Origin of the sequence: Leadbetterella sp. DM7 (assembly GCF_040829825.2) — a bacterium.
In the GTDB taxonomy this organism is placed as follows: domain Bacteria; phylum Bacteroidota; class Bacteroidia; order Cytophagales; family Spirosomataceae; genus Leadbetterella.
Window position 1 is genome coordinate 65,329 of sequence record NZ_JBFOLH020000011.1, and the last position, 26,381, is coordinate 91,709.

Genomic DNA, 26,381 nt, shown 5'->3' on the forward strand with positions numbered 1-26,381 from the left:
TCATCTCTCCGCTCACCTGCCCGATTCACCGTTCATCCCCGTTTTGAATAAAGCCGGAAACTCCGTACCTTTAGGTTTTGTTTTATTGGAAAATAATTAAAATAACAAATGATCGGATTAGTTTTTATTGGAATTGTCTTTATGGTTATAGGCTCGCTGATTTCCAGCCGCCTGAAAAGCAAATTTGCGCAATATTCGCAGGTAGGGCTTTCCAACGGGCTCAGCGGGGAAGAAATAGCGCGGAAAATGCTGAACGATAACGGAATATATGACGTGAAGATTACCCAGGTAGACGGGCAGCTGACCGACCACTACAATCCCCTCGACAAGACCGTGAACCTGAGCTCGGATGTCTATCACGGGCGCAGTGCGGCATCTGCTGCAGTAGCGGCCCACGAGGTAGGCCACGCCGTGCAGCACGCTAATGCGTACGCCGCCCTGAAAATGCGTTCGGCCATGGTGCCGGCGGTTAATATTGCCTCGCGGGTGATGGGCATGGCCAATATGTTCCTGATGTTCGGAGGTATAGCGCTGATCTCGCAGAATAACCCGGTGGGAAATACCCTCCTGATGGTGCTGATCGTGGCTAACCTGGCGCTGGCTCTCTTTGCCCTGATCACCCTGCCGGTAGAATTTGATGCCAGCAAGCGGGCTTTGAACTGGATGGAAACCCGGAATGTGGTGTCTCAGCGCGAGCACGCCATGGCCAAAGATGCCCTGAAATGGGCCGCCATGACCTACGTGGTAGGAGCCGCCGCCGCCATGGCCAACCTGCTCTATTTTGTGATGATTTTCCTGGGCCGGCGAGACGACTAACTAAGTCAAAAACAAAAAGCAGCCACTCCTGCCTCAAAAGTTGCGGTACACCTCCATGTACCGCAACTTTTAGTTTTTAACTTTTCCGCTCCCCAGATACAATCCCCCCAAAACCAGTGCCGTACCGCCCCACGTATAGCCGCTGAGCGGTTCATTTAAAAGGAGGTTGGCATAGATGAACCCGAAAATAGGGCAGAGGAAAAGAAAATAAGAAGCCTTTACCGTGTTGGTCTTCAGAAGGTAGAGCCACAGCTGCACGGCAGCAATAGAAACGGGCAGCACCAGCCACAGGATAGAAAACCCTACCGTAGCATTCCATTGATTTTGCCCGCTCCGGTGAAAAAGCAGGGTAAGCGGCAACATAAAAATGCCGCCCAGGAAAACCTGCCAGCCGTTAATAGTAATCCTGGAAAGCGTCCATTTTACTTTTGAATAGTAGATGGTTCCTACAGAATACGACAGCATGCTCAGGAAAATAAGGAGCAGTCCGCGGGGAGTAGCATGACCCTGAAGCAATAGCGGGTAACATGCAACGATAACACCGCCCAGTCCGGTAAATACGGCCACCCATTGCCGGAGCCGGATCTTCTCCCTCAGCCAGAAAGTAGACAGCACGCTGATCAGCAGGGTATTGGTAGAAGTAGCCAGGCTGCCTATACCGGCCGATATCTCACCCAATGCCAGGATGAACAGGCTCAGGTAAAGCGTGGTGTTCAGGAAGCCGAAAATGGCGATCTGTAGCCATTCCTGCCCGTAAGGGAGGCGTTCTTTCCGGATAAGCCGGGCAAAGACAATAAGCAGGGTGCCCGCTGAAAAAAAGCGGATCTGGAACATGAGCAGCGGCTCAATATACGACAGGGCCAGCTTGGCCGCCGGCGATGCCGAGGCCCAAAGGGCGGCAAACAGCACGCCCAGCACAACAAATTTAAGATTCATGAATCAGGCTTCGGGCTGTACGGGTGGTAACGTCCCGGATCCGGGCCGGGTCGGTGGCATATATTTCGGAAAGCTTATCAACAACGAGCTCCAGGTAGGCGGGTTCGTTTCTTTTGCCCCGGTGGGGTACGGGCGCCAGGTAGGGGGCATCTGTTTCCAGGACGATTTTTTCTAAGGGAATTTCAGCAAGAAAGCGGTCGAGTCCGCCGTTTTTAAACGTAGCCACACCACCTATTCCCAGTAGAAAATGCAGGCCCGTTACCCGTTCAGCATCTGCAGGCGTTCCTGAAAAACAATGGAAAATACCCCGCAGGTCATTCCAGCCGAAATCTTCGATCAGGTCGCAGCACCGCTGAATGGCATTGAGGGAATTGTCTTTCGAATTGCGCGAATGGATACAAACAGGAAGATCGTACGCCCGGGCCAGCTCCAGCTGTTTTACAAAAGCGGTTTCCTGTTGCGGCGTAAACGCAAGGTCCCAGTAGAAATCAAGCCCGATCTCGCCGATCATGATGAACTTCCTTTTTTCGAGCTCTTCTTCCACCCGTTTCAGCTCTTCCTCATAACGCTCATTGACATAGACAGGGTGCAGCCCGATCATGGCCAGGCAGCGGCCGGGAAACTCACGCTCCAGGGCATACATGCGCGAAATGGTCTCCGAGTCGCAATTGGGCATCCATATCTGCTCTATGCCTGCCTGGCGTGCACGTTCCAGCATATCGTACTTATCGGCATCAAATTGCTCATCATAGATGTGCGCATGCGTATCAATCATTCCTCCTGCAGCTTTTCGGTACAAAATTACGCAATAAAACGTAGTTTCTGTGTTTTATTAAATCATTCTGTCGCTATATTTATCACTCCAAACTAAATAGAAAACATATGAACAGACGTAATTTCATTCAGACTACCGTAGCGGGCAGCACCATCCCGTTTATTGGGCATTCCATGCCGAATGACAAACCCAAGCTGGATAAAGTGAGACTGGGCTTTATAGGGGTAGGTCTGCGTGGAAGAAACCATCTTAACGTGGCCATCAATTGCGATGACGTAGAGGTGGTAGCCATTTGTGATATTGACCCGGATGCTATTCGCCAGGCGCAGGAAATGATCCGGAAGAAAGGGCGGAAAGAAGCCGTAGCCTATTCTAAAAACGAAACCGATTACCGGAACCTGGTAAAACGCGACGATATTGACGGGGTGGTGATCGCCACTCCGTGGGAATTGCACGTGCCCATGAGTGTAGACTCCATGCGGGCCGGCAAATACACCGCCGTGGAAGTTTCTGCCACGGTTACGCTCCAGGAATCGTGGGACCTGGTCAATACCTTCGAGGAGACCGGCAGCCACTGCATGATCCTGGAAAACGTATGTTACCGCAGAGACGTAATGGCGGTGCTGAATATGGTACGCCAGGGACTCTTCGGAGATATCCAGTACGGGCATTGCGGTTACCAGCACGACCTGCGGAACGTTAAGTTTAACGACGGAAAACAAGCCTATGGCGGTGGCGTTGAATTCGGTGAGAAAGGCTTTTCGGAAGCCCGCTGGAGAACCCAGCACTCGGTAGACCGGAACGGCGACCTTTACCCTACGCACGGGCTGGGGCCGGTAGCGCACTGGATGGATATTAACCGGGGGAACAAATTCAACTACCTGACCTCCATGGCTACCAGCGCCAAAGGGCTGCACAAATATATCGTAGACAACGGCGGACCCGATCACCCCAACGCCAAAGTGAAATTCAAGCTGGGCGATATTGTTACCACCTCTGTTCAGTGTGAAAACGGGCAGAACATCGTGATCATCCACGATACCAACCTGCCGCGCCCTTATTCCCTCTGCTTCAGAGCCCAGGGTACCGAAGGCGTATGGTTAGACGATAACAAGTCGATTTACCTGGAAGGCAAGAGCCCGAAACCGCACCAGTGGGAACCTTTCGAAAAGTATCAGAAAGAATACGATCACCCGCTGTGGAAGAAATTTGAAGAATCGGCTAAGAATGCCGGCCATGGCGGTATCGATTACTTTGTGCTGCGGGCCTTCATTGAATCGGTTAAACGCCGGGTTTCTCCGCCGATAGACGTTTACGATGCGGCAGCATGGTCGGCCATCAGCCCCCTCTCGGAAATGTCGATTGCCCGTGGAAGCTCACCGGTAGAAATTCCTGATTTTACCCGTGGAAAATGGAAAACCAATAAGCGGATCTTTGGTTTAAATAATGAATATTGACCCCGTAGATTTCCGGTTGGCTATGCCGGAAGACCTGGAAGCGATAGTGAGGATATACAACTCCACTATCGCTTCCCGCCTCGTAACAGCAGACCTTGAGCCCGTCTCTGTAGAAAGCCGGAAAGAATGGTTTCAGCGTCATACGCCACATAAAAGACCGCTTTGGGTAGTGGAAGAGTCGGGTAAGGTGGTAGGCTGGCTGGGCTTTCAGCCCTTCCACAGCCGTATTGCCTATGATGCCACAGCCGAAATCAGCCTGTACCTCGACGAATCAGTACGGGGAAGGGGCCTCGGCCGCAAAATACTGGACTTCGCAATGGAAAAAGCCCCTCAGCTGGGCATAGAGACACTCATCGGGCTTATTTTTGAACACAATATCCCCAGCATACGCCTTTTTGAAAAGGCAGGCTACTGCGAATGGGGCTTCCTGCCCGAGGTAGCCAACCTCGATGGGGTGAAGAGAGGGTTGAAGTATTTTGGGAGAAAAACAGGGGGAGTTAAAAGTTAAAAGTTAAAAACGAAAAGTGAAAAGTTATGGAACATTCTTACTTTATTATTCCATAATTTTTAGTTTTTCACTTTTAACTTTTCACTTACTTTATTATTCCATAACTTTTCGTTTTTAACTTTTAACTTTTCACTTACTTCACAACTTCCCCCGCCACATAACTCGAATCAGGTGCAAACCATAGCAGCCGCTGTACCGACCGGATTTCGTAGCCGGTGAGCTTTCCTTCCTGCGCCTCGAGGCGGATCCGGGAGCCGGTAGTGAAAAAGTAATTCTCAGATTGCCGGGTACAGCTCAGTGAGACAGGCACGTGATTCGGGCCAAACACTACGCTCAGCTCTTTCACCGGCAGGTTTTCGCCCGGTTTCAGCCGGTAAAGGGTACGTCCGCCTTCTTTCACCGAATCATAGCTCATCACAAATGAGCTCTTGTTCAGGTCGGCATCCAGGAAGAGCTTCAGCTCTTTGTCCCAGTCAATTTCACTGACCTGCTTTTTCTCGGTCTTCCCGTCGTACGTCCAGGTTTTCTCTACCAGGGGGTTGGCAGCTTTCAGATCAGTAATCAGCTGTTCGAGCCAGCTTTTTGAATCAAAATATTTCTGTATCCTGCCGGCCTCTGAAGAGCCCTGGCAGGCAGAAAAAAGTACGAAGATAAATACAAAACGGAATTTCATGGATCCTTAAAAAAATGAGGAGTACAGAAGCACTCCTCTTTTCTGAATTCTTTTTGAAACAAATAACCTGAATCAGGATACATGTTCCTACATAATCATTAAACCGGTGTAAAGATACGAAGAAAATATATAAAAATGGAAGGTTTTCATAGATATAAATTTCTTAATCCGTATTTTGGCAACCAAAACACCTGTAGCGAATAATGGCATCAAAAAGCAAAAGTATTTCGGAAGACTGGGTAGTGGTAATTACCGGTTTTTTACTGATCGGAGTGGTTCTGGCAGGATTTAAATTCGGGAGCCCTACCTTTAAATGGAACCATTTTTCCGACATCTCCGGTAACATCCTGGCGGCAGATAATCTCGCAAAAATCCTGGTACAGCTGGGTTTGGTGGGAGCTGCCGGAGCCTTGGCAGCCTTTCTGACCGGCAAAAATACAGGCCGTTTTATAGCAGGCTTCCTGGTGCTTTTTGCTTTGTCTGTTCTGGCACAGATCCTGGCCGGCAATGAGGTGGTGCAGGAATACAACCTGGAGACCGTTATTTTCAGCCTGGCCATCGGTTTGCTCATCAACAATGTTTTCGGAGTGCCTGACTGGCTGAGAGAAAGCCTCCAGAGCGAGCTTTTTGTGAAGATCGGCCTCGTGCTGCTGGGTACCTCCATTATCTTTTCCGAAATATTAAGGGCCGGAATGCTGGGCCTGGTGCAGGCCCTTGTGGTGGTGCTCTCGGTATGGTATTTTGCCTTCTGGCTGTGTAAACGTACGGGCGTTGACCGGGAGATGTCGCTGATGATCAGCAGCGCCGTTTCAATTTGCGGTGTTTCTGCCGCCATAGCTACTTCCGGAGCCATCAAGGGTGACTCCAAAAAGCTTTCTTACGTTATTTCCATGGTATTGATTACGGCTGTGCCCATGATGATATTCATGCCGTATATGGCCAGCTGGATGGGGCTTTCACAGGCCGTTACCGGGGCCTGGCTGGGCGGTAGTATCGATACCACCGGCGCCGTGGTGGCATCGGGCTCGCTGGTAGGCGATGAAGCCCTTGAGATCAGCACCATCATTAAGTTTTCGCAGAATGTGCTTTTAGGCCTGGCAGCCTTTGCCATCAGCATTTACTGGTCGGTGACCCAGGCACAGCAAACGGCCGAAAAACCTACTCTGCGCCTGATCTGGGACCGTTTCCCCAAATTTGTGATCGGCTTTGTGGCGGCATCGCTGCTGTTTTCCTTTGTATTGCCGGCAGAGAAGATAGGTGAGGCAAAATCAGTGATCAAAAGCATACAGGGCGTATGGTTTGCCCTGGCCTTTGTAAGCATCGGTCTCGAAACCAATTTCAGGGAGCTGTTCGCCCACTCCAACAAGAAACCGCTGTTTGTTTTCCTGGGGGCACAAACGTTTAACATCATCATCACCCTGGCGATGGCCCTGTTGCTGTTCCGTTAAAAAATAATATGAGCTGAGATTTCCTTATTTCAGCTCATAAATATCTTTCCCGGTTTTTTTGTATTTTTTGGCCAGCGCCGGTATATGCGAAAACACCTTGGGCATAACCTGCTCTTCGTCAATAATCACTTCGGGCATGTCTTTCGTAAAGTTATTGTAGATATTGGAAATGCTCAGGTAGTTATCGGGGTTTTCAAAGTCTTTCCGGGCCAGGTTCCAGCTCAGGTAGCCGGTAGCCATGGCATTGGAACGGTAAACATCGATATTTCTCCCGGTAACAAAAATTCTTTTGTTCCTGTAGTCTATCTCGTGCGGGGTTTCGCGCACCCGGTAATCTTCCAGCAGGTGGATAGAAATCCCGAAAATATTCTTCGCTCCCAGGTAGGATATAAAAATCACGCTGCCGAAAAACAGCATGAAAATAAACTCGGGTACAAAAAGCTTTTTGGAATGCACAAAAAAACCGGCACAGTAAAAAGCCAGCGGAATGATGAAATAAACGAGGTTAGACGGCAGGTATTTTCCTGAAAGAAGGAACGCCAGCAGGGCAAAAATACCCAGGATCAGCAGGGCCTGGTGCGAACGGTTCTGGAAGCTGTTGTACCGCTGGCCGCGCAGCACACGGGCTACTCCCAGCAGCGATAAAATTACCGGCAGGGTATAAACAATCAGGATATCGCGGATATTCAGCAGCGTAAGTTTGACAAAATTATTCAGGTTCAGAAGCCAGACCTGGGTAAAATCAGGCCCCTTATCGTTAAAATAGAAGAAAATGTACATGAAAAACAGGGGCAGCAAAAAGGCCAGGATGACCATAAAGGCCTGGCGGATGTTGATCCCCGTATACAAAAACAGCGTGAGTATAGCCCAGAAGATAAATACAAAAGCGGGGTGATGAAAAAGGGTGGCCAGGCCGAAAAGAATACCCGTTTCAAACACGTCGTCACCTATACCGTCTCTCTTTTCAATCTGGCTCAGCACCGAGTTCACTCCCAGCAGCACAAACGTATTGGCCAGCAGAGCGGGAGAGAGCTTCATGAGGTCAAAAGAAACACTCATCAGCACCACATACAGCAAAGCACCGATGTAGTTCCGCTCGTTGAACAGGTTGCGTTTGCTGATCATAAAGTTAAGCTGGAGCGCCTGCAGGTATAGCACACCGGTAGCAATGATTTCGTAGGTGGTCTGGCTATGCCCAACGGTGGCGTCAATCAATTGGTAAAAGTAAGACGACAGCGGCCCTACCTGGGTGAGCACTTCGTTATACAGGAAAAGTCCCTCGTTCAGCTTACGGCCAATGAGTATCCATTCCAGCTCGGTCGACAGCAGCGGAAGCTGAGGCGTAAAAAACAACATCCGTGTAGCCAGAATGATGATCAGAATGGACAGGATCTGAAAAACGGAATAAATTCGGAAGAATGTTAACAAGGGACGTTCTGCATTTTTATGCAAAAATATGGTTCCTTTCATGCTTATACCAAAAAATAGCCGGATATTTGTAAATTAAAGCACATAACCGTCGTTTTCTGTCCCAGGGGACCTTAACTGCTTGGAAACCAGAAGAGATGGAAGGATGTAAGATATTGTATCATAATGAATATGGAAAGTAAGCGGCAAAGGCAGGTGGGGAAACTGATCCAAAAAGATCTGGGGGATATATTCCAGCGCGAATTCAGAAGTTTATTTGCCGGTAATTTTGTGACCATTACCGATGTAAAGGTGTCTCCCGACCTCAGTGTGGCCAAAGTGTACCTGAGTTTTCTGAAAACACATAACCGGGAGGCCATATTGGACGAAATCCGCGAAAATACCAAAAAAATCAGGGGACTGTTCGGCGCAATGGCCGGTAAGCAGTTGCGCATTATCCCCAATTTCAGTTTCTTTGTTGACGACACGGCCGAATATGCCCAAAAGATTGAGCAGCTGTTTGCCAATATCCATATTCCGCCCGCTGAGGAAGAAGAAGATTGATGAACCTCCCGTTTTTTATAGCGCGAAAGTATTTTCTTTCCAGGAAAAAGAGAAGTTTTATCAACTTCATTTCCATTATCTCCATGTTGGGTGTGGGAACCGGCCTCTCCGCGCTGATCATCATACTTTCGGTATTTAACGGGCTTGAAGATCTCAACCGCCAGATTTTTAAATCGTTTGATCCGGACCTGAAAGTAAGTGCGGAAACGGTCAAGAGCTTCCTGCCCGACAGCTCCCTGCTGAAGGCCATTTCGCACGTGGAAGGGGTAGACTTTTTCACACAGGTTTACCAGGACAAAGCCCTGGCCAAAAATGAAAAGGCGCAGTCTATCGTGGAAGTCAAGGGGGTAGACAGCACGTTTTCCCGGAACGCCGAATTCAGGAAATCGCTGGCGGGCGGCGAGATGAGTGTGCACATCGGTAGCAGGCCGGCGGCATTTATCGGTGCAGCGGTTTATAACAGCCTGCAGCTGAGTGTCAATGACTTCTTTAAGCCGCTGGAAATCCTGTACCCGAAAAATCAGAAGCTGAATGTGCTGAACCCGGAAGAAAACATCAACCGGGCCGTGCTGGAAGTTTCAGGTGTTTTTATCCTGGAGCAACATTACGACAATTTTGTCTACCTTCCTATAGAGGTGATGGAAGAGCTGAACGATTACCCGGGGCGCAGAACGGCCCTGGAAGTTACGCTGAAGCCGGGAGCCGATGTGCGGAAGGCCCGGAACGAAATCCGGAAAATGCTGCCGGAAGGGCTGGTGGTGCGCGATCGCGATGAGCAGAACGCCTCTTTGCTGAAGGCCATCCGGATCGAAAAGCTGTTTATTTTTATCGGGTTGTTTTTTGTGGTGGGTATTGCCGCATTTAATATTTTCTATGCTTTGAGTATGCTGGTGCTGGATAAAAAAGATGATATCTTTACCTTGTCGGCCATGGGGGCAGATAAAGGGCTGATCCGTAAGATATTTTTTACGGAAGGCTTTATCATTTCGGGTGTGGGCATTGTGCTCGGGCTGGTTTCAGGACTGGCGGTCTGCTGGCTGCAGGTGCGTTTCGGCCTGGTGGGCCTGGGAATGGATCATGCCATCACTTCCGCCTACCCCGTACGGGTGATGAGCAGCGATGTGCTGTTTTCGGTAGCGGGCATCCTGGTGATCACCCTGCTGGCCTCATTTATCCCGGCTACCCGCGCCGCCAATTATATGTTAAATGAACAACGCTAAACCGGCCCGGCACTAATCCCCCGGAACCCGGCATTAACTATACACGGAACTATCGATTATATGAAAAAAATACTTTTTTTACTCCTCCTCTGCTCTGTGGCTGCAGCCCAGGTGAGATCTTCGGAAGAGCTTAAATTCGACCTCATCCATACCGAGCTCCATGTAGAGCCGCGGTGGGCTGACCAGACCCTCGAGGGACGGGCCGTGCTCACGCTGAAGCCCTATTTCTACCCGCAGAAAACCCTCCGGCTGAATGCCCGTGAAATGGAGATCCGTTCGGTGGCTTCGGGTAAGCAGCCTCTGAAATACGGGTACGACGGCCGATATCTCACAATAGCCCTGAACCGCGAATATACCGCTGAAGATACCCTGCAGGTAGAGATCAGGTACCTGGCCCGGCCCGAAAAGATCAGGGAAGTGGAAGGCGAGGAAAACAAAAGCGAGAAAGGCCTGTTTTTTATCAATCCGCAGGGAAAGACCAAAGGGCTGCCCACCCAGTTCTGGACACAGGGCGAAACCCAGTGCAACAGCGCATGGTTCCCCACGCTCGACAGCCCGAACCAGAACCACACCCAGGATATTTATATTACGCTGGAGAAAAAGTATACCACTTTATCCAACGGCCTCCTCGTGTCAAGCACCGACAGGGGCAACGGTCTGAAAACCGACCATTGGGCACAGAACCTTCCGCATGCGGTTTACCTGACCATGATGGCAGCGGGCGACTTTGTGAAGGTAACCGACAGGAATTTCACGCGGTTTGAAGTAAGCTATTACATGGAGCCGGAATATGCTCCCTATGCAGAGGGGATATTCGGGCGTACCCCCGAAATGATCACCTGGTTTGAAGAGCTGCTGGGCGTGAAGTACCCGTGGCAGAAATATGCCCAGGTGCCCATCCGGAAATATATCTCGGGAGCCATGGAAAATACAACGGCCACCACGCACTCGGTTTCGGTGTTAAAGAACAATCACCAGCTGGTAGACGGCCACGATGACGCGGTCATTGCCCATGAGCTTTTCCACCACTGGTTCGGCGATTATGTGACCTGCGAGTCGTGGGGGCAGCTCCCGTTGAACGAGGCATTTGCCAATTACTCCGAATTCCTGTGGGCTGGCCACAAGTACGGCAAAGAAGAAGGTGATTTTGTTTACCTGACCGATCTGCAGAATTACCTGGCGGAATCAGAAGAAAAACAGGTGCCGCTGATTCGCTACAACTACCGCAGCAGCGAGGAAATGTTTGACGCCCATTCGTACCAGAAAGGGGGCCGGGTACTGCATACCCTGCGGATGGAAGTAGGCGATAAGGCCTTCTTTGCCTCGTTAAAGCGTTACCTGGAAACGCATGCTTTCCAGACGGCCGAAATAGCTGACCTGCGTATAGCATTTGAAAAAGTAACGGGCCGCGACCTGAAATGGTTTTTTGATCAGTGGTTTGAAGGGGCGGGCCACCCGATGGTTCGCCTGACCCGCTCACTGGAAGGAAAAGTGCTTCAATTGACGGCCGAACAGGTCACTGACTCGCTCGGGAACGGTATTTTCAGAACGGCTTTGCCACTGCGGCTGATCAGCACGGAAGGAACAAAAGATACGGTGCTGCTATTGACCGGGGCTTCTGAAACTTTCCGGATACCGTTTAACGGTGAATTTAAAAATTATATCCCGAACCCTGAGGGGTATTTCCTGGGGGTGATACAGGACGACCGCACGGTTGACGAGCTGATTCATCAATACGAGGTATCTCCTGAGGTATACGCCCGGATGGCCGGCCTTGAGCTGGCCGTGCACCTTACCGGCGGCGAAGAGCCGCTGAAGGATAAGAAAATCCGGGAGCTGTTTTTAAAGGCCATGGACGATAAATTCTGGCGGGTACGCCAGATGGCCGTACAGCGTTTCAACGATTATGACGGAGACGACTTTCTGGAAGTGGAAAAAAGGCTGGAGAAAGCCATTGAGGAAGATCCGGCCACTAACGTACGGGCCGATGCCCTGTTGTCGGTAAGAAACTTCCAGAACCCGATGCACGTGGAAATGGCCCGGAAAGCCATGACCGACACCTCGTATGCGGTACGTGCCGCAGCCCTTGAAATTCTGCTGGCCGGCCGGGTTCCTGAAGCCGACAGCCTGGTAACAGCATACCGCGATGTGCACGACAGCCAGATTTTTGGCGTGATCGCCAATTATTTTGTAGCTACCGAGCGCCCGGGTATAGCCGGGTGGATGGTAGACCGGATGCAGCTGATGGAAGGAATGGACCTGTACCAGTACATGGGCCTGCTGGCCTCGTACCTGGTAATTGCTGATTCTACCGAGCTGACCATGGCCCTGCCGTTTATCCGGGAAACAGCCCTGCATGATCCGTTCTGGTTTGCCCGGATGAGCGCCGTACGGGTGCTTTACGTGGTCAAAGACCTGTCGGAAGAAGCCGCTGCTGTGTTTACGGAGGCTGTGAAAGCAGAGAAAGACGAACGACTGATTAATTATTACCAGCAAATGAATGTGGAGAGATAATCTCAATTTTCTTTCAAAACTTACTTTCAGGCGGATCAGCAATGCCTTGGGGCTGGTATTTTCCTTTTTGTTTTCACGGATCAGCCGCTCGCCGGTGAATCACTATATGCCCGTAGCCCTGGCGGTTGAGCCCACCACCTCGTGTAACCTCCGCTGCCCGGAGTGCCCCAGCGGGCTCCGGTCTTTTACGCGGCCCACCGGTATGCTGCGCAAAGAGATGTTTGAAAAGCTGATGGAGGAGATCGGCGATACCCTGCTTTATCTTACCTTCTATTTCCAGGGCGAGCCCTTCCTGCACAAAGATTTCCTGCAGATGGTGCAGCTGGCTACCCGGAAAGGTATTTATACCTCTACTTCTACCAATGCCCATTACCTGAACTATGAAAATGCGCTGGCAACTGTGCGTTCGGGCCTTGACAGGCTGATTATTTCTATTGACGGCACCACCCAGGAAGTATACCGGCAATACCGGGTAGGCGGCAGGCTGGATAAGGTGCTTGAAGGCACCCGGCATATCCTGCAGGCTAAAAAAGAGCTGGGCTCTTCTACACCTCATGTTATATTCCAGTTCCTGGTAGTGAAGCCCAATGAGCACCAGATGAACGATGTACGGCGCCTGGCCGCTGAGCTGGGGGTAGATGAATTACGCTTCAAAACGGCCCAGATTTATGATTACGAAGACGGCTCTGACCTGATCCCCGAAAATGATCATTATTCGCGCTACCGGCAGGAAGCCGGCGGGAAATGGAGCATCAAGAACCGGCTGATCGATCACTGCTGGAAAATGTGGCATTCGGCGGTGGTAACCTGGGACGGTATCGTGGTGCCCTGCTGTTTTGACAAGGATGCCGAATACCGCATGGGAAATGTATCGGAAAAAAGCTTCCGGGAAGTGTGGTATTCCGACACCTACAAAGATTTCCGGCACAGCCTCATCGGCGGCCGGAAGAATATTGAAATGTGTAAGAATTGTACGGAAGGGACAAAGATCTGGGGGTGATAACCCCTTAATTCGCCATTTCCGAAATAAACTTGATCCGCATCAGCCGGAGCTCTTCTTCGGTAACCTCTTCTTCGTAATCTTCAAATTCTTTCAGCGCAGCCCGGATATCATCCGATGAAGAGGTCATGAAATATTCGTAAATATCCAGCTGTTTCTCCTTGTCAATCACCTGGTTGATGTAGTAATCCAGGTTCAGCTTGGTGCCGGAGAAGCAAATGCTTTCAATTTCGGAAATGATCTCTTCTGCTGACATTTCCTTGGCTTCGGCAATATCTTCCAGGTCGATCTTCCGGTCAATCTGCTGGATGATAAAGATCTTGGTTTTTGACTTGTTTACTGTGGTTTTCACCATCAGGTCGTGCGTGGTCTCGATCTCGTTGTCTTCCACATACTTGTTGATCAGGTCCAGGAAAGGCTTGCCGAACTTCTGCACCTTACCCATGCCCACACCGTTCACCTGGGCCAGCTCATTGGCATTAGAAGGGTAGGTAGTGGCCATTTCTTCCAGGGAAGGATCCTGGAATACCACGTAAGGCGGTACGTTCTTTTCTTTGGCTATTTTCTTCCGGAGCGACTTCAGCAGCTCCAGCAGGGCCTGGTCAGAGGCGCCTGATCCGCCGGCATTGCCCGGTGTCTGCTGCAGCTCGTCTTCCCCGCTTCCTTCGGTTTCGTTGAGGTCATGATCTTCATGGAAAGTCACCGTATACGGGTCTTTCAGGTAGTCTGCTCCTTTTTGCGACACCTTAATCACCCCGTAATTGTCAATGTCTTTTTCCAGGTAGCCGAAAACCATCAGCTGCCGGATGATCGACACCCATTTATCGGAAGCAGACAGGCGGCCGTCGGCGTTAATATCAGCCTTGGGCTTGCGGTTAACCACAATCGCGTCTTCGTCTTCCTCCTCTTCCTCGTCTTCAAACTTGTCTTCCAGGTCAAAATACTTCAGTCCTTTACCGAAATATTCCAGCTTATCGTGCTCGTAGCTCTGAATGGCCGGATTATCTTTGGTATTGCCGGTAAGAATATCGGCAATGTGGTTGGCTGAAAAACGCTGCTCTGTTTTCAGGATGGTGCTGATCACCAGCTCCACCTCTTCCTTGCCCTTGAAGGTTTTGGTGGGCTTCTTACAGTTATCGCAGAAGCCGCAGTCCTTATCCATCTGTTCTCCGAAATAAGAGAGCAGCTGCCTTCTACGGCATACGCCCAGGGAAGAATACGCCACCATTTCCATTAAGAGCGCTTTGGCGTTGTCTCTTTCGGTAACGTTTTTATCCTTATTGAATTTCTCGAGCTTGGTAATATCGTCCAGCGCATAAAACATAAGACAGGTACCGTCCAGTCCGTCTCTCCCGCCACGGCCGGTCTCCTGGTAGTAGCCTTCCAGCGACTTGGGCGCATCGTAATGTACCACAAAGCGTACATCGGGCTTGTCGATACCCATACCGAAGGCAATGGTGGCCACCACGATGTCGCAGTTCTCGTTCAGGAAAGCATCCTGGTTTTTCATGCGCACGTCAGAATCCAGGCCAGCGTGGTAAGGCAGGGCCTTGAAGCCGTTCACATTCAGCAGCTCGGCAATTTCTTCCACCTTCTTACGGCTGAGGCAGTACACAATGCCTGACTTTCCTTTGTTCTGTGAAACAAATTTGATCAGCTGTTTTTTGGCGTTCAGCTTGGGCCGTACTTCATAATACAAGTTGGCCCGGTTAAAAGAGGTCTTGAAGATCACTGAATCATCCATGTTCAGGCTCTTTTTGATATCCAGCTGAACCTTGGGCGTGGCCGTGGCCGTCAGTGCTATAATAGGCAGGTTGTTATCAATATTCTCGATGATGTCCTTGATCTTCCGGTACTCAGGCCTGAAATCGTGTCCCCATTCCGAGATACAGTGGGCCTCGTCTACGGCTACAAAAGAGATTTTGGCCTTTTTCAGGAACTCAAGGTTATCTTCTTTGGTCAGTGATTCGGGGGCAATGTACAACAGCTTGCATACGCTGTTGATCACATCATTTTTCACCCTGTTCATTTCTGATTTATTCAGGGTGCTGTTCAGGAACTGGGCATTAACACCATAGGCGGAAAGCTGATCCACCTGGTTTTTCATCAGCGCAATAAGCGGTGATATAACAATGGCTGTTCCTTCAAGAACGGTTGCCGGAAGCTGGTAACACAGTGATTTCCCTGCCCCGGTAGGCATGATCACAAAGGTGTTTTTTCCGGAGACCACACTCTTAATAATTTTTTCCTGTTCCCCTCTAAAGTTATCGAAGCCGAAAATTTCCTTTAGGTTTTGCTTCAATCTTTGTTCTACTGATGATTCTGAAATCATATACGCTATGACTTTTATTCGATATCTGTTAAAGTATGGCTAATTTACTAAAAATAACACTTCACAAATAAATTCTCCTAAAAATATTATTTGTGAAAAGTTTTCGGATTTCTGAAGCTAATTTTGTACCTCAAAATGAGCCCGGAAAAAGTGGAGACGAAAGTAGAAAAAAATATAATTGATACCGCCAAAAAAGTTTTGCTGGATGAATCAGAGGCTATTAAATCTTTGATAAATACAATTGACAGCGGTTTTGAAGAGGTTGTAAATGTGATCCTGGGATCACGCGGGAAAGTAGTGCTCTCCGGAATCGGTAAAAGCGCCATCATTGCACAGAAAATAACGGCTACCCTGAACTCTACAGGACAGCAGGCGGTTTTCATGCATGCCACAGATGCCGTACACGGTGACCTGGGCATTATTGACGACGAAGATGTGGTGATCATCCTCTCCAAAAGCGGCAATACGCCGGAGCTGAAAGTGCTGGTGCCCCTGATCAGGCGGCTGCCTAACCGGCTGGTTGCCATGGTTTCAGATACAAGCTCTTTCCTGGCTAAAAATTCGGATTATGTGCTGAATGCGCATGTAGACCGCGAGGCCTGTCCCCTGAACCTGGCACCCACTACGTCTACCACGGTATCGCTGGCGCTGGGAGACGCCCTGGCGGTATGCCTGCTGGAAGCCCGGGGCTTCAGTAACCGCGACTTTGCCCGGTTTCATCCCGGCGGGGCGCTCGGGAAAAAGCTTTATCTTAAGGTGTCGGATATTTACCCGCAGAACGAGGTGCCGGTGGTCAGCGAACAGGCATCTATGGAAGACGTGATCCTGGAGATGACGTCGAGAAGACTGGGTACTACGGCCGTAGTAGACAGTGCCGGACGCCTGTCAGGGATCATCACCGACGGCGATCTCCGTAGAAAATTAAAGGAAAAGAAGGATATTTTTACTTTAAAAGCCATAGATTTGATGAGCAGAAATCCTAAAGTGATCTCTAAGGATGAATATGCCGTTAATGCACTCAACAAAATGCAGGAATTGAGCATTACACAATTAGTAGTGGAAGAAAACGAGAAGGTGCTCGGATTTATTCATCTCCATGATTTGTTGCGGGAGGGGCTGGTTTAACCATTAGCTGACAGCTAAAAGCTTTTATACACATGAAGAAAGTTGATTTTTTAGTCATTGGCTCGGGCATTGCGGGCCTCAGTTTTGCATTGAAGGCCGCAAAGAAAGGCAAAGTGCTGATTCTTACCAAAGTAAACGCCGATGAAACCAATACCAAATATGCACAGGGCGGAATAGCCACGGTTTTTGACCCGGTGACCGACTCTTTTGAAAAACATATCCAGGATACACTTATTGCCGGTGACGGCCTTTGCGATAAAGATATAGTAGAGATCGTGGTTTCTGAAGGCCCTGCCCGGATCAGGGAGCTGATCGACTACGGCACTAACTTCGACAAGATGGAAACCGGTGAATATAACCTTACCCGCGAGGGCGGTCACTCTGAAAACCGGATCCTGCATTACAAAGATATCACCGGGTGGGAAATTGAGCGGGCCCTGCTGGAACAGGCTTCCAAGCAGCCGAATATCGAGATCCTGACCCACTATTTTGCCGTAGAAGTGATTACCCAGCACCACCTGGGTGAAAAATCACACGGGAACGTGGAAAGCTATGGGGTGTACGCTCTGAACGTTAATACCCTGGAGGTAGAAACTATCCTTTCGAAAGTAACGGTTATGGCCTCAGGCGGTGCCGGCCAGATTTATTCTTCCACCACCAACCCGGTCATTGCTACCGGCGACGGCATCGCAATGGTATACCGCGCCGGCGGAAAGGTACGTGACATGGAGATGATCCAGTTTCACCCTACGTCATTGTATAACCCGGGAACCTTCCCCAGCTTTCTCATTACAGAAGCCGTACGGGGAGAGGGAGGTGTTCTGCGCGACAAGAACGGCCGCGAGTTTATGTACGACTATGACGAGCGGGGATCGCTGGCGCCGCGCGATATCGTGGCCCGCTCCATTGATGCTGAAATGAAAAAATCGGGGGAAGAGCACGTGTGGCTCGATATCACCCATAAGCCGAAAGAATTTATCCTGCAGCACTTCCCGAATATCTATGAGAAATGCCTGAGCATAGGGATAGACATTACCAAAGACTACATCCCGGTAACGCCGGCAGCGCATTACCTGTGCGGCGGAATATGGGTAGACGAGTTTGGGCGTACATCGATCAGGAACCTCTACGCCTGCGGTGAGTGCTCTTCTACCGGGTTGCACGGCGCAAACCGCCTGGCCTCCAACTCGCTGCTGGAAGCGGCCGTTTTTGCCAACCGGATCGCCATGAATGCGCTCGAAATAATTGACTCGCTGGAATATGAGAACCGGGTGCCCGACTGGAACGAATTCGGGGCGGTGCAGTCGAATGAAGAAATCCTGGTTTCGCACAATACGCGGGAGCTGCAGAAGATGATGTCTGACTACGTGGGCATTGTACGCTCAGACTTCCGGCTTGACCGGGCAGAAACCCGTATGCGCATGCTGAAAGACGAGACCGAAGCGTTTTACCGGAAAACCAAGCTGTCTGTCAAGCTCTGTGAGCTGAGAAACCTGATTCTCTGCGCCCAGATGGTTATCCAGTCGGCGAAAAAACGCAAAGAGTCGCGGGGGCTTCATTTTAATACTGACTACCCCTATAAATTGGGCGGGGAACCGGAGAATACGGTTTTGGTCAGGGGGCATAGCAGTGCATCACGGACCGTGAGCTCCGGGTTAGGAAGTTAAATTTAACTTTCTTTTTGTTTTTATTTATAGGAATAATTCGGAAATTTGCAAATGTTTTTAGCTGAACAGATATATGGACAGGCTTAAATACTTACTTGAAAGTAATCTTTTTGGGGTTTGTACAAGGATAGGGCAGAAGCTGAATTTCTCGGCAGCCACTATACGAAAATACTTTATCTACGCCTCATTTTTTACCTTAGGGTCTCCCGTTATTATTTACCTTATTCTGGCTTTCTGGATGGAAGTGCGTAAAACCATCCGGAACAGCAACCACCCGAGCGTCTGGGAGCTGGAATAATCAATTCTTCACCGGTCTACTTCGCCCATCACCAGGTCAAGTGACCCGATAATGGCAATCAGGTCAGCTACCAGGATGCCTTTGGCAATAGCCGGCAAAACAGAAAGGTTATGGAAGGAGCAGGCCCGGCATTTTACCCGCACGGGTACGTCGCTACGGCCGTCGGTTCTGAAAAAGAAGCCCAGCTCTCCCTTGGGATTTTCGGCCCGTACATAAAAATCGGTTTCTTTGGGGCGGATCTTCTTGGGTACATACGCCTGCGGGTCGAAATCAGGAGTACGCTTATGCGCTTTGGTGAGCTTTTCGAGGCATTGGTCAATGATGCGGAGCGACTGGTGGCATTCCTGCAGGCGTACGAAATTCCGGTCCCAGCAGTCCCCGGTTTTGCCCATGGCCCCCTGTCCTGTAGGAATATCAAACTCTATCTCCGGGTAAACCGAATAGGCATCGGTTTTGCGCAGATCGTATTTCAGCCCCGAACCCCGCAATACCGGGCCGGTGCAGCCGTAGTTAATGGCCAGGTCAAGCGGTAAAACCCCTACATTGGCCGTACGGTTAATGAAGATGTGGTTGTCAATGATAATTTGTTGCAGCTCAATGAGCTTGGGGCGTACATAGGCTGCAAACTCGCGGCATTTTTCTTCGAAGCCAATGGGCAGATCGTAGAAAAGGCCCCCTATCCAGATGTAATTGTACAGCAGCCGGGCCCCGGATACCCATTCCAGCATGCGCAGAATGGTTTCGCGGTCGCGGAAAAGCCACAAAAAAGGGGTGGGAGCACCGATATCAATGGCATACGAGCCGATAGCGATAAAATGGGAGGCCAGCCGGTTCAGCTCGGCCACCAGCACCCGGATGTACTCGATGCGTTTGGGCAGGGTACCTTCTATGCCCAGCATCTTTTCCACGCCCATGGCGTAGGCGTGCTCGGAATTCATGGAGCCCAGGTAATCCAGCCGGTCTACATAGGGAATAACCTGGTTAAACGGGAGCGATTCGGCATGTTTTTCAAAGCACCGGTGCAGGTAACCCAGATGCGGAACAACTTCACGGATCAGCTCACCGTCTGACACGACCTCCAGGCGGAGCACACCGTGGGTAGAAGGGTGCTGCGGGCCGAGATTCAGGATCATTTCCTCTTCGGCCAGATCTTCTTCTTTAAATTTGACCGGTTCAGAGTCTGTTAAATATTCAGCCCTATATTTGTATTCAATTATTTTCTGCATCCTTGCAAATTTAATCATACTCTTCGTTTAAAACCTATTGAAATGCATGAAATAGAACCTTTTTATAACTGGAACCGCTACTACCTTCCGTACGAAGATAAGAGAAGCCCGTTTTACGGGAAAGAGCAGGCGGTAAACTATGAAAATGCAGTATACGGGTATGTTATTCACCCCGATTGGGACTTTATAGGCTCTGAAACGCTGTACGTGAAACTTTTAATGGTAAATTACCAGCTGAAGTATGCCGTTATAGAGCTTTTCGGAGAGTGGAACGACACCCTGCACAACGATATCATGTACCTGAAGCGGGGAGTGATTGACAAGCTGCTGAAAAACGGGATCCGGCAATTTATACTGATCGGCGAAAACCTGTTCCAGTTTCACGGGGGCGAAGATGATTATTACCAGGAATGGTTTGAAGACGTGGAAGACGGCTGGATCGCCGTATTGAACCTGCGTAAATTTGTGATGGAAGAAATTGAAAAATACAAGCTGGATTACTATATGCACCTGGGCGGAACCCTGCAGATGGAAAACTGGCGTACCCTTAAGCCGGATGTGTTTTTCGCGCTGGTTTCCACGCTGATTCAGCGGCGGCTGGGGTGAGGGGGGAAAGTGAAAAGTGAATAGTTAAAAGTTAAAAGTGAATAGTTAAAAGTTAAGGTGGGGTTGGGAACGGGAAGCCGTTATTGTGGGGTTAAAATTTATACAGATGAAAGAATTTATCAACTACTTGTTTGAGAAGCACCAGAATGTGCCCGATATCCCGCCATCGGAAGTGATTTCGGGCTGGGCGCTGAAGGTGTTTAACCTGCTTTTCCCGGAGCGGAGCAAAGATTTTTTCAGGAGCGTGGATGAGGTGGAAGGAGAGTTCTGGAATATCGGCGATGAGCTGAAGTCAATCCTGGATGCCACTGCCGAATGCCGCGGCTGCGGAGCGGAAGAGAAAGCCGCGCTGCTGGTGGAGGAGATCCCTGAGCTTTACCGCCTGCTCTCTACCGACCTGGATTCTATCCTGAACGGTGACCCGGCAGCCCGTTCCAAATTTGAGATCGTGCGGGTATACCCGGGCTTTTTTGCCATCTTTTTCTACCGGCTGGCACATATCCTGCATCGCCTGGAGATCAGCTATATTCCGCGTATTCTCACAGAATATGCCCATTCCCGAACGGGTATCGACATTCACCCGGGCGCCCGTATCGGCGAACATTTCTATATTGACCACGGAACAGGCGTGGTGATCGGCGAAACTACCGAGATCGGGAAAAACGTGAAGATCTACCAGGGGGTGACCCTGGGGGCTTTGTTTGTGGAGAAATACATGGCCAATACCAAGCGACACCCCACGGTAGAAGATAACGTGATCATTTATGCCGGGGCCACCATCCTGGGCGGGAAGACGGTTATCGGCGAAAACAGCGTTATTGGCGGGAATGTCTGGCTGACCAGGAGCGTTCCGCCCAATTCTACGGTATATCATAAGCCGGAAATCCAGGTGATCAATAACGAAAACAGCCTCTGAGGTGCTCATTAATTACCAGGAATACCAGGCCATGTTTGAGGTGGAAGACCGGATGTGGTGGTATAAAACCCTTCACGACCGGGTCATCCACGAAATAAAAGCCGCTTCACCCGCTTACCGCGACCTTCATATACTGGATGCCGGCTGCGGCACCGGTGGACTGCTGACCCGGCTGCAGGCTGAGGGAATGACCCGCCTCCGTGGGTTTGACTACAATGCGTACGCAGTAGAATTCTCGGAGAGCCGGGGCCTGCCCGTCAGCCGGAAAGACATTACGGCCCTTGATTACCCCGCTGAATCGTTTGATGTGGTGATCTCCAATGATGTGCTGTACCAGTTCGATGACCCGGAGCTGACAGATGCCCTGCGCGGCATTTACCGCGTATTGAAGCCGGGCGGGCTGTTCATTACCAACAACAACGCTTTCCGGGTTTTCGGAGGAATACATGATTTGGCCGTTGGAAGCAAACGGCGCTTTGTAAAGGCTGACTTCGATCGCTTCCTGGCTCTTTTTCCCGGTTTCCGGGTAGAAAAAGCTACGTACTGGTCGCTGCTGCTCTCGCCGCTGATCCTGGGCGTAAGGCTCTTTCAGAAGCTGCAGCTCAGGCTGGGATGGATACGGGCAGAAGAGGTGCGGTCTGATGTGTCGCTGCCTTCACCGGCAATCAATGACTTCCTTTACCGGGTTTGTACGCTGGAAAGGAGGCTGTTAAGACGGGCTCCCTTCGGAAGCTCCCTTTTTTTGGTTATCCGGAAAGACGATGTATCACAATAACCCTTAATTTTGCACTTTGTTTGAAATTTGAGATATGAGTGTCAGAGTAAGATTTGCTCCCAGCCCTACGGGCCCCCTGCACATTGGCGGTGTTCGTACGGCTTTGTATAATTATCTTTTTGCCCGTAAAATGGGGGGTAAAATGCTCCTCCGGATAGAAGATACCGACCAGACGAGGCTGGTTCCGGGTGCGCAGGACTATATCCTGGAAGCCCTGCAATGGATAGGAATAAGCATTGATGAAGGCGTGGGGTCAGGAGGAGAGCTGGGCCCGTATGTGCAGTCGGAGCGAAAAGACATCTACGCCCGCTATGCACAGGAGCTGCTGGATAAAGGACAGGCCTATTATGCTTTTGATACCCCCGAAGAGCTGGATCAGATGCGGAAAGAGCTGGAAGAGGCCAAAGTAGATAACATTTCCTACAATGCCTTTACCCGCATGAAAATGAAGAATTCGATTACTCTGCCGGCCGGTGAAGTAAAAGCAAAGCTGGAAGCAGGAGAACCGTATGTTATCCGCCTTAAGGTGCCGCTGAAAGACGAGATCCGGTTTAAAGACCTCGTAAGAGGGTGGGTATCGGTGCATTCATCCACCATTGATGATAAAATCCTGATGAAATCTGACGGTATGCCTACTTATCACCTGGCCAATATCGTTGACGATCACCTGATGGAAATTACCCACGTGATCCGGGGAGAAGAATGGCTGCCGTCTGCACCTTTGCACATCCTGCTATACAAGGCATTCGGATGGCAGGCGCCCGAGTTTGCCCACCTGCCGCTGCTTCTGAAACCGGAAGGCAACGGGAAGCTGAGCAAGCGCGACGGCGTACTGGGCGATTTCCCGGTTTTCCCGCTGGAGTGGAAAGATCCCGTAAGCGGTGATATCTCCCGGGGATTCCGTGAAGACGGGTATTACCCGGAAGCCGTGATGAACTTCCTGGCCCTGCTGGGCTGGAACCCGGGCAATGACCAGGAGCTGATGAGCCGGGAAGAGCTCATTGAGCTTTTTGACATTCACAATATCCAGAAGGCCGGTGCGCGGTTTGACGTGAACAAAGCCAAATGGTTTAACCAGCAATACCTGCGGAAAAAAGAGAACGATGTGCTGGCGGCCGAGCTGGATAAGGAAATCGGTAACCCGGCGCTCTCAGCCCGTATTGTAGAGCTGATGAAAGACCGGGTAGATTTTGTACGGGAAATGAAAGCAGGTGTGCCTTTTGTTTTTGAAGCACCGGCAGAATACGATAAAGAGGTAGCCGCTAAAAAATGGGATGACCTGGCCCGGAATGCCATGCCCGTGATTACCGCGGCACTGGCTGAAGTAACCGATTTTGCTTCGCAGCACATCCATGATGCCATTTTCGGGCAGCTGGAAGCAGCAGGAATCAAACCGGGCAAGGTGATGCAGGCATTGCGGCTGGCCGTGACCGGTGAAGGCAAAGGCCCTGACCTGATGCTGATCATGGAAATACTGGGAAAAGAAGAAACGGTAAGAAGAATCGGCAGGGCAACAGAAGTGCTGGGATAAGCACTGTCGCCCTGCCGGGCTATTGTTCTCCGCGCAGGATCTTCTCCATTTTCCGGCCTTTGGCCAGCTCGTCTACCAGCTTATCGAGGTAACGGACTTTCTGAGTCAGCGGATTTTCAATATCTTCTACGCGGTAGCCACAGATCACGCCGGTGATCATGCGGGCATAGGGGTTTAAAGAAGCCTGCTGAAAAAAAGCCTCAAAGGTGGCTTTTTGCGTTATCTGCTCCTGCAGCCGGCGATCGTCAAAGCCCGTGAGCCATTGAATGACCCGGTCCAGCTCTTCTTTTGTTCTGCCTTTCTTTTCTACCTTCTGAATATACATGGGGTAAACCGAAGCAAAGGTCATTTTGGCTATCCGCTCGTCGTGATCCATGTCTTATTGCTTTAAGCTGCCCATATCTATTACAAAACGGTATTTTACGTCGCCTTTTAACAGGCGCTCATACGCCTCGTTGATATCCTGCATCTTAATAAGCTCTATATCGGCCGTGATGTTATGCTCACCGCAGAAATCGAGCATTTCCTGGGTTTCGGCAATGCTGCCTATAGTAGAGCCGGCAAAGTTTTTACGGGCGGGGATAAGGCTGAACGCGGCAATGGGCAGCGGATGCTCGGGCGCTCCTACCAGGGCCAGGGTGCCGTCTACCTTTAAAAGCCGCAGATAGGCGTTAACATCGTGCTGCGCTGATACACAATCCAGGATGAAATGCAGAGAAGCGGAAGCAGCCTTCATTTGTGCTTTATCGGTGGATAGAATCACGTCATCTGCCCCCAGGCGCCGGGCATCTTCGGTTTTTGAAGGAGATGTAGTGATGACCACCACATACGCCCCCATGGCTTTGGCCAGCTTAACGCCCATGTGGCCCAGGCCGCCTATGCCTACTACGCCTACTTTACTGCCCGGCCCGATCTTCCAGTGCCTCAGCGGTGACCAGGTGGTCACTCCCGCACAGAGCAAAGGGGCTGTGGCGGCCAGGTCCAGGTTTTCAGGTACACGCAGCACAAAATCCTGGTCTACCACCACCCGCTCTGAATACCCGCCGAACGTTTGACGGTTCAGGTGCTTGTCATGCCCGTTATAGGTCTGGATATTGCCCTTTTCACAATATTGCTCGCTGCCCTGCCGGCATTGCTCGCATTCGCGGCAGCTGTCTACCATGCATCCCACAGCAGCCAGGTCGCCGGCTTTGAAGCGGGTAACATCGCTGCCCACCCGGGTAATGCGCCCTACAATCTCATGACCGGGCACATTGGGATAAACCGTACCGCGCCACTCGTTACGGGCGGTATGTAAATCAGAATGACAAACGCCGCAATACAGGATGTCTATCTCCACATCTTTTGCGGTGATCCCGCGGCGGTCAATGTACATTTGTTTCAGATCTGCCTGAGGGGCGTCTGTTCCGAAAGCTTTAACAGAATAGGTATTCATGGTTTGATAAATAAGGACTAAAATAGTCAGAATATTTCAAAAACGGGACAGAGAACAGTCTGTTTTTTCAAGGATTCTGTTCAGCAGGGTGGGGATGAAGGCCCTTTTGCCAGGGCAACGGGCCGGTTAATTACTGAAAAAGCCCCGGTTTCGCGGAGAAACCAGGGCTTTTGATCTTTTTTCAGGCATTACCCGATGCGGCCCGGCCCGGGCTTACTTAGGCAGCAGAACGTCGTTGATCACATGGATAACCCCGTTTGATGTCTTAATGGTAGAGGTAATTTCACTGCCGTTTACATAGCTTTTATCCCCGTTCCGGGTAATTTTTACTTTTCCGCCAAATACCATATCGTATTCGGCCCCGTCCTGGAGCAAAGCCCCGTCTAACACGCCCACATAGGTGTGATAACCCAGTATGTTCGATAAATCGTCTTTTTTGTCGGGTTTCAACAGGCCTTCTACAGTACCTTTGGGCAGCTTGTCAAATGCGGCATTGGTGGGGGCAAACACCGTAAACGGACCGGCATTGCTGAGGGCATCTGCAAGGCCGGCTGCTTTAACGGCTGTTACCAGGGTGGTGAAGTCAGGGCTTTTTGCAGCTACCTGCACAATGTTCGGGTTGGATACATCATCTACCACTGCCGACTGTCCGGCATTGGTCTGGGCAGAACCCTCCGATGCAGCGGCCGTGGTTTCGGATTGATTATTGGAGCAGGCCGCTAATATAAATACGGCTGCCAGAGTAGAGATTGATTTTTTCATAGTACCTGTTTTTCCTACGAAATTATCTTTGATAATTAAATAAAAATATGATCTTCCTTATCATTCTCTACTGATTTATATCATGTTATGCCGTCGCGACACTTCCCTTGTTTCTGACCAGGTCTTCCTGGCAGGCCAGGAGCTCCTTTTTCAGTAAAAAGTATTTCCGTGATAACAGGAAGGCATAATTGTGCAGTGCGGTATAAAGGATGCTCAGGTTATCGTTATGGTATTCGGTTCCGTTAAAATATTCCCATGTCTGCGATGTATACTGCTCCAGGCTGTGCTTTATTTCAGGTGTTATTTCCGGTATACACACGGGGTCTGATAAAACAAATGCAATTTCCTGCTTCAGCTGATCTTCCAGCGGACTGATCGTTTGGAGGTTCC

Annotated in this window: 25 protein-coding genes; 15 read left to right on the top strand and 10 right to left on the bottom strand. The window is 50.3% G+C overall.

Going from position 1 to position 26,381, the window contains the following annotated elements:
• Nucleotides 1–108 precede the first annotated feature (108 nt).
• A complete protein-coding gene (locus tag AB2U10_RS12975; protein WP_367915001.1) occupies nt 109–816 on the top strand; it encodes a zinc metallopeptidase in 708 nt (235 codons plus the stop codon).
• 69 nt (nt 817–885) lie between these two features.
• Here the strand turns inward: AB2U10_RS12975 and AB2U10_RS12980 are convergent, their stop codons facing one another.
• Complete coding sequence (locus AB2U10_RS12980) at nt 886–1,752, bottom strand: DMT family transporter (protein ID WP_367915002.1); 867 nt, start codon at nt 1,750–1,752, stop codon at nt 886–888.
• On the bottom strand, nt 1,742–2,527 hold the full coding sequence (locus AB2U10_RS12985; RefSeq protein ID WP_367915003.1) for a TatD family hydrolase: 786 nt from the start codon (nt 2,525–2,527) through the stop codon (nt 1,742–1,744). Before AB2U10_RS12985 ends, AB2U10_RS12980 begins: the two co-directional genes overlap by 11 nt.
• A 107-nt stretch (nt 2,528–2,634) precedes the next feature.
• Here AB2U10_RS12985 and AB2U10_RS12990 point away from each other — a divergent pair, with 107 nt between their 5' ends.
• Nucleotides 2,635–3,984 carry a Gfo/Idh/MocA family protein gene (locus AB2U10_RS12990; RefSeq protein WP_367915004.1) on the top strand — a complete coding sequence of 450 codons (1,350 nt, stop codon included), beginning with the start codon at nt 2,635–2,637 and terminating at the stop codon, nt 3,982–3,984.
• The gene (locus tag AB2U10_RS12995) at nt 3,974–4,492 is read left to right on the top strand and encodes a GNAT family N-acetyltransferase (RefSeq protein WP_367915005.1); all 519 of its coding nucleotides are present in this window, start codon (nt 3,974–3,976) and stop codon (nt 4,490–4,492) included. Before AB2U10_RS12990 ends, AB2U10_RS12995 begins: the two co-directional genes overlap by 11 nt.
• Before the next feature lie 133 nt (nt 4,493–4,625).
• Here the strand turns inward: AB2U10_RS12995 and AB2U10_RS13000 are convergent, their stop codons facing one another.
• On the bottom strand, nt 4,626–5,165 hold the full coding sequence (locus AB2U10_RS13000; RefSeq protein ID WP_367915006.1) for a hypothetical protein: 540 nt from the start codon (nt 5,163–5,165) through the stop codon (nt 4,626–4,628).
• A 203-nt stretch (nt 5,166–5,368) separates the two neighbouring features.
• On the opposite strand from AB2U10_RS13000, the gene AB2U10_RS13005 reads away from it, so the two are divergent.
• Nucleotides 5,369–6,613 (top strand): YeiH family protein, encoded by a 1,245-nt coding sequence (locus tag AB2U10_RS13005; protein WP_367915007.1) that lies wholly within the window; start codon nt 5,369–5,371, stop codon nt 6,611–6,613.
• Nucleotides 6,614–6,637: 24 nt separating this feature from the next.
• Here AB2U10_RS13005 and AB2U10_RS13010 read toward each other — a convergent pair whose 3' ends face one another.
• Nucleotides 6,638–8,041 (bottom strand): hypothetical protein, encoded by a 1,404-nt coding sequence (locus AB2U10_RS13010; protein ID WP_367915008.1) that lies wholly within the window; start codon nt 8,039–8,041, stop codon nt 6,638–6,640.
• Nucleotides 8,042–8,212: 171 nt separating this feature from the next.
• Between AB2U10_RS13010 and rbfA the strand changes: the two genes are divergently transcribed.
• From rbfA to AB2U10_RS13030, 4 genes are read left to right on the top strand one after another with little or no spacing between them, the layout of a single operon-like run.
• Nucleotides 8,213–8,584, top strand: coding sequence for a 30S ribosome-binding factor RbfA (gene rbfA, locus AB2U10_RS13015; RefSeq protein ID WP_367915009.1), 372 nt, complete (start codon nt 8,213–8,215; stop codon nt 8,582–8,584).
• Nucleotides 8,584–9,804: an ABC transporter permease gene (locus AB2U10_RS13020; RefSeq protein ID WP_367915010.1), complete on the top strand. Its 1,221-nt coding sequence runs from the start codon at nt 8,584–8,586 to the stop codon at nt 9,802–9,804. The genes rbfA and AB2U10_RS13020 overlap by 1 nt, the downstream gene beginning before the upstream one ends.
• Nucleotides 9,805–9,864: 60 nt before the next feature.
• Nucleotides 9,865–12,318 (top strand): M1 family aminopeptidase, encoded by a 2,454-nt coding sequence (locus AB2U10_RS13025; protein WP_367915011.1) that lies wholly within the window; start codon nt 9,865–9,867, stop codon nt 12,316–12,318.
• On the top strand, nt 12,305–13,318 hold the full coding sequence (locus AB2U10_RS13030; protein ID WP_367915012.1) for a radical SAM/SPASM domain-containing protein: 1,014 nt from the start codon (nt 12,305–12,307) through the stop codon (nt 13,316–13,318). The genes AB2U10_RS13025 and AB2U10_RS13030 overlap by 14 nt, the downstream gene beginning before the upstream one ends.
• Nucleotides 13,319–13,325: 7 nt before the next feature.
• Here the strand turns inward: AB2U10_RS13030 and AB2U10_RS13035 are convergent, their stop codons facing one another.
• Complete coding sequence (locus AB2U10_RS13035) at nt 13,326–15,650, bottom strand: RecQ family ATP-dependent DNA helicase (RefSeq protein WP_367915013.1); 2,325 nt, start codon at nt 15,648–15,650, stop codon at nt 13,326–13,328.
• A 135-nt stretch (nt 15,651–15,785) separates the two neighbouring features.
• On the opposite strand from AB2U10_RS13035, the gene AB2U10_RS13040 reads away from it, so the two are divergent.
• From AB2U10_RS13040 to AB2U10_RS13050, 3 genes are all read left to right on the top strand, one after another.
• Entirely contained in the window at nt 15,786–16,775 is a 990-nt protein-coding gene (locus tag AB2U10_RS13040; RefSeq protein ID WP_367915014.1) for a KpsF/GutQ family sugar-phosphate isomerase, read from the top strand.
• Nucleotides 16,776–16,807: 32 nt separating this feature from the next.
• The gene (gene nadB, locus AB2U10_RS13045) at nt 16,808–18,442 is read left to right on the top strand and encodes an L-aspartate oxidase (protein ID WP_367915015.1); all 1,635 of its coding nucleotides are present in this window, start codon (nt 16,808–16,810) and stop codon (nt 18,440–18,442) included.
• 73 nt (nt 18,443–18,515) lie between these two features.
• Nucleotides 18,516–18,740, top strand: a complete 225-nt coding sequence (locus AB2U10_RS13050) for a PspC domain-containing protein (protein ID WP_367915016.1) — start codon at nt 18,516–18,518, stop codon at nt 18,738–18,740.
• An 8-nt stretch (nt 18,741–18,748) separates the two neighbouring features.
• On the opposite strand, the gene AB2U10_RS13055 is transcribed toward AB2U10_RS13050, so the two are convergent.
• Nucleotides 18,749–19,966: an NADH-quinone oxidoreductase subunit D gene (locus tag AB2U10_RS13055; protein WP_367915017.1), complete on the bottom strand. Its 1,218-nt coding sequence runs from the start codon at nt 19,964–19,966 to the stop codon at nt 18,749–18,751.
• 42 nt (nt 19,967–20,008) lie between these two features.
• On the opposite strand from AB2U10_RS13055, the gene AB2U10_RS13060 reads away from it, so the two are divergent.
• The 4 genes from AB2U10_RS13060 to gltX all read left to right on the top strand — a co-directional run bounded on the left by AB2U10_RS13060 (nt 20,009) and on the right by gltX (nt 23,794).
• Nucleotides 20,009–20,572 (top strand): hypothetical protein, encoded by a 564-nt coding sequence (locus tag AB2U10_RS13060; protein WP_367915018.1) that lies wholly within the window; start codon nt 20,009–20,011, stop codon nt 20,570–20,572.
• 106 nt (nt 20,573–20,678) lie between these two features.
• A complete protein-coding gene (gene epsC, locus AB2U10_RS13065; protein WP_367915019.1) occupies nt 20,679–21,488 on the top strand; it encodes a serine O-acetyltransferase EpsC in 810 nt (269 codons plus the stop codon).
• 1 nt (nt 21,489) lies between these two features.
• Nucleotides 21,490–22,263, top strand: coding sequence for a class I SAM-dependent methyltransferase (locus AB2U10_RS13070; RefSeq protein WP_367915020.1), 774 nt, complete (start codon nt 21,490–21,492; stop codon nt 22,261–22,263).
• 34 nt (nt 22,264–22,297) lie between these two features.
• Nucleotides 22,298–23,794, top strand: a complete 1,497-nt coding sequence (gene gltX / locus AB2U10_RS13075; protein ID WP_367915021.1) for a glutamate--tRNA ligase — start codon at nt 22,298–22,300, stop codon at nt 23,792–23,794.
• A 19-nt stretch (nt 23,795–23,813) separates the two neighbouring features.
• On the opposite strand, the gene AB2U10_RS13080 is transcribed toward gltX, so the two are convergent.
• From AB2U10_RS13080 to AB2U10_RS13095, 4 genes are all read right to left on the bottom strand, one after another.
• A complete protein-coding gene (locus AB2U10_RS13080) occupies nt 23,814–24,170 on the bottom strand; it encodes a DUF2200 domain-containing protein (protein WP_367915022.1) in 357 nt (118 codons plus the stop codon).
• Nucleotides 24,171–24,173: 3 nt separating this feature from the next.
• On the bottom strand, nt 24,174–25,229 hold the full coding sequence (locus AB2U10_RS13085; protein WP_367915023.1) for an NAD(P)-dependent alcohol dehydrogenase: 1,056 nt from the start codon (nt 25,227–25,229) through the stop codon (nt 24,174–24,176).
• 213 nt (nt 25,230–25,442) lie between these two features.
• Nucleotides 25,443–25,991, bottom strand: a complete 549-nt coding sequence (locus AB2U10_RS13090) for a fasciclin domain-containing protein (protein WP_367915024.1) — start codon at nt 25,989–25,991, stop codon at nt 25,443–25,445.
• Nucleotides 25,992–26,076: 85 nt separating this feature from the next.
• A complete protein-coding gene (locus tag AB2U10_RS13095) occupies nt 26,077–26,310 on the bottom strand; it encodes a hypothetical protein (RefSeq protein WP_367915025.1) in 234 nt (77 codons plus the stop codon).
• Nucleotides 26,311–26,381 lie beyond the last annotated feature (71 nt).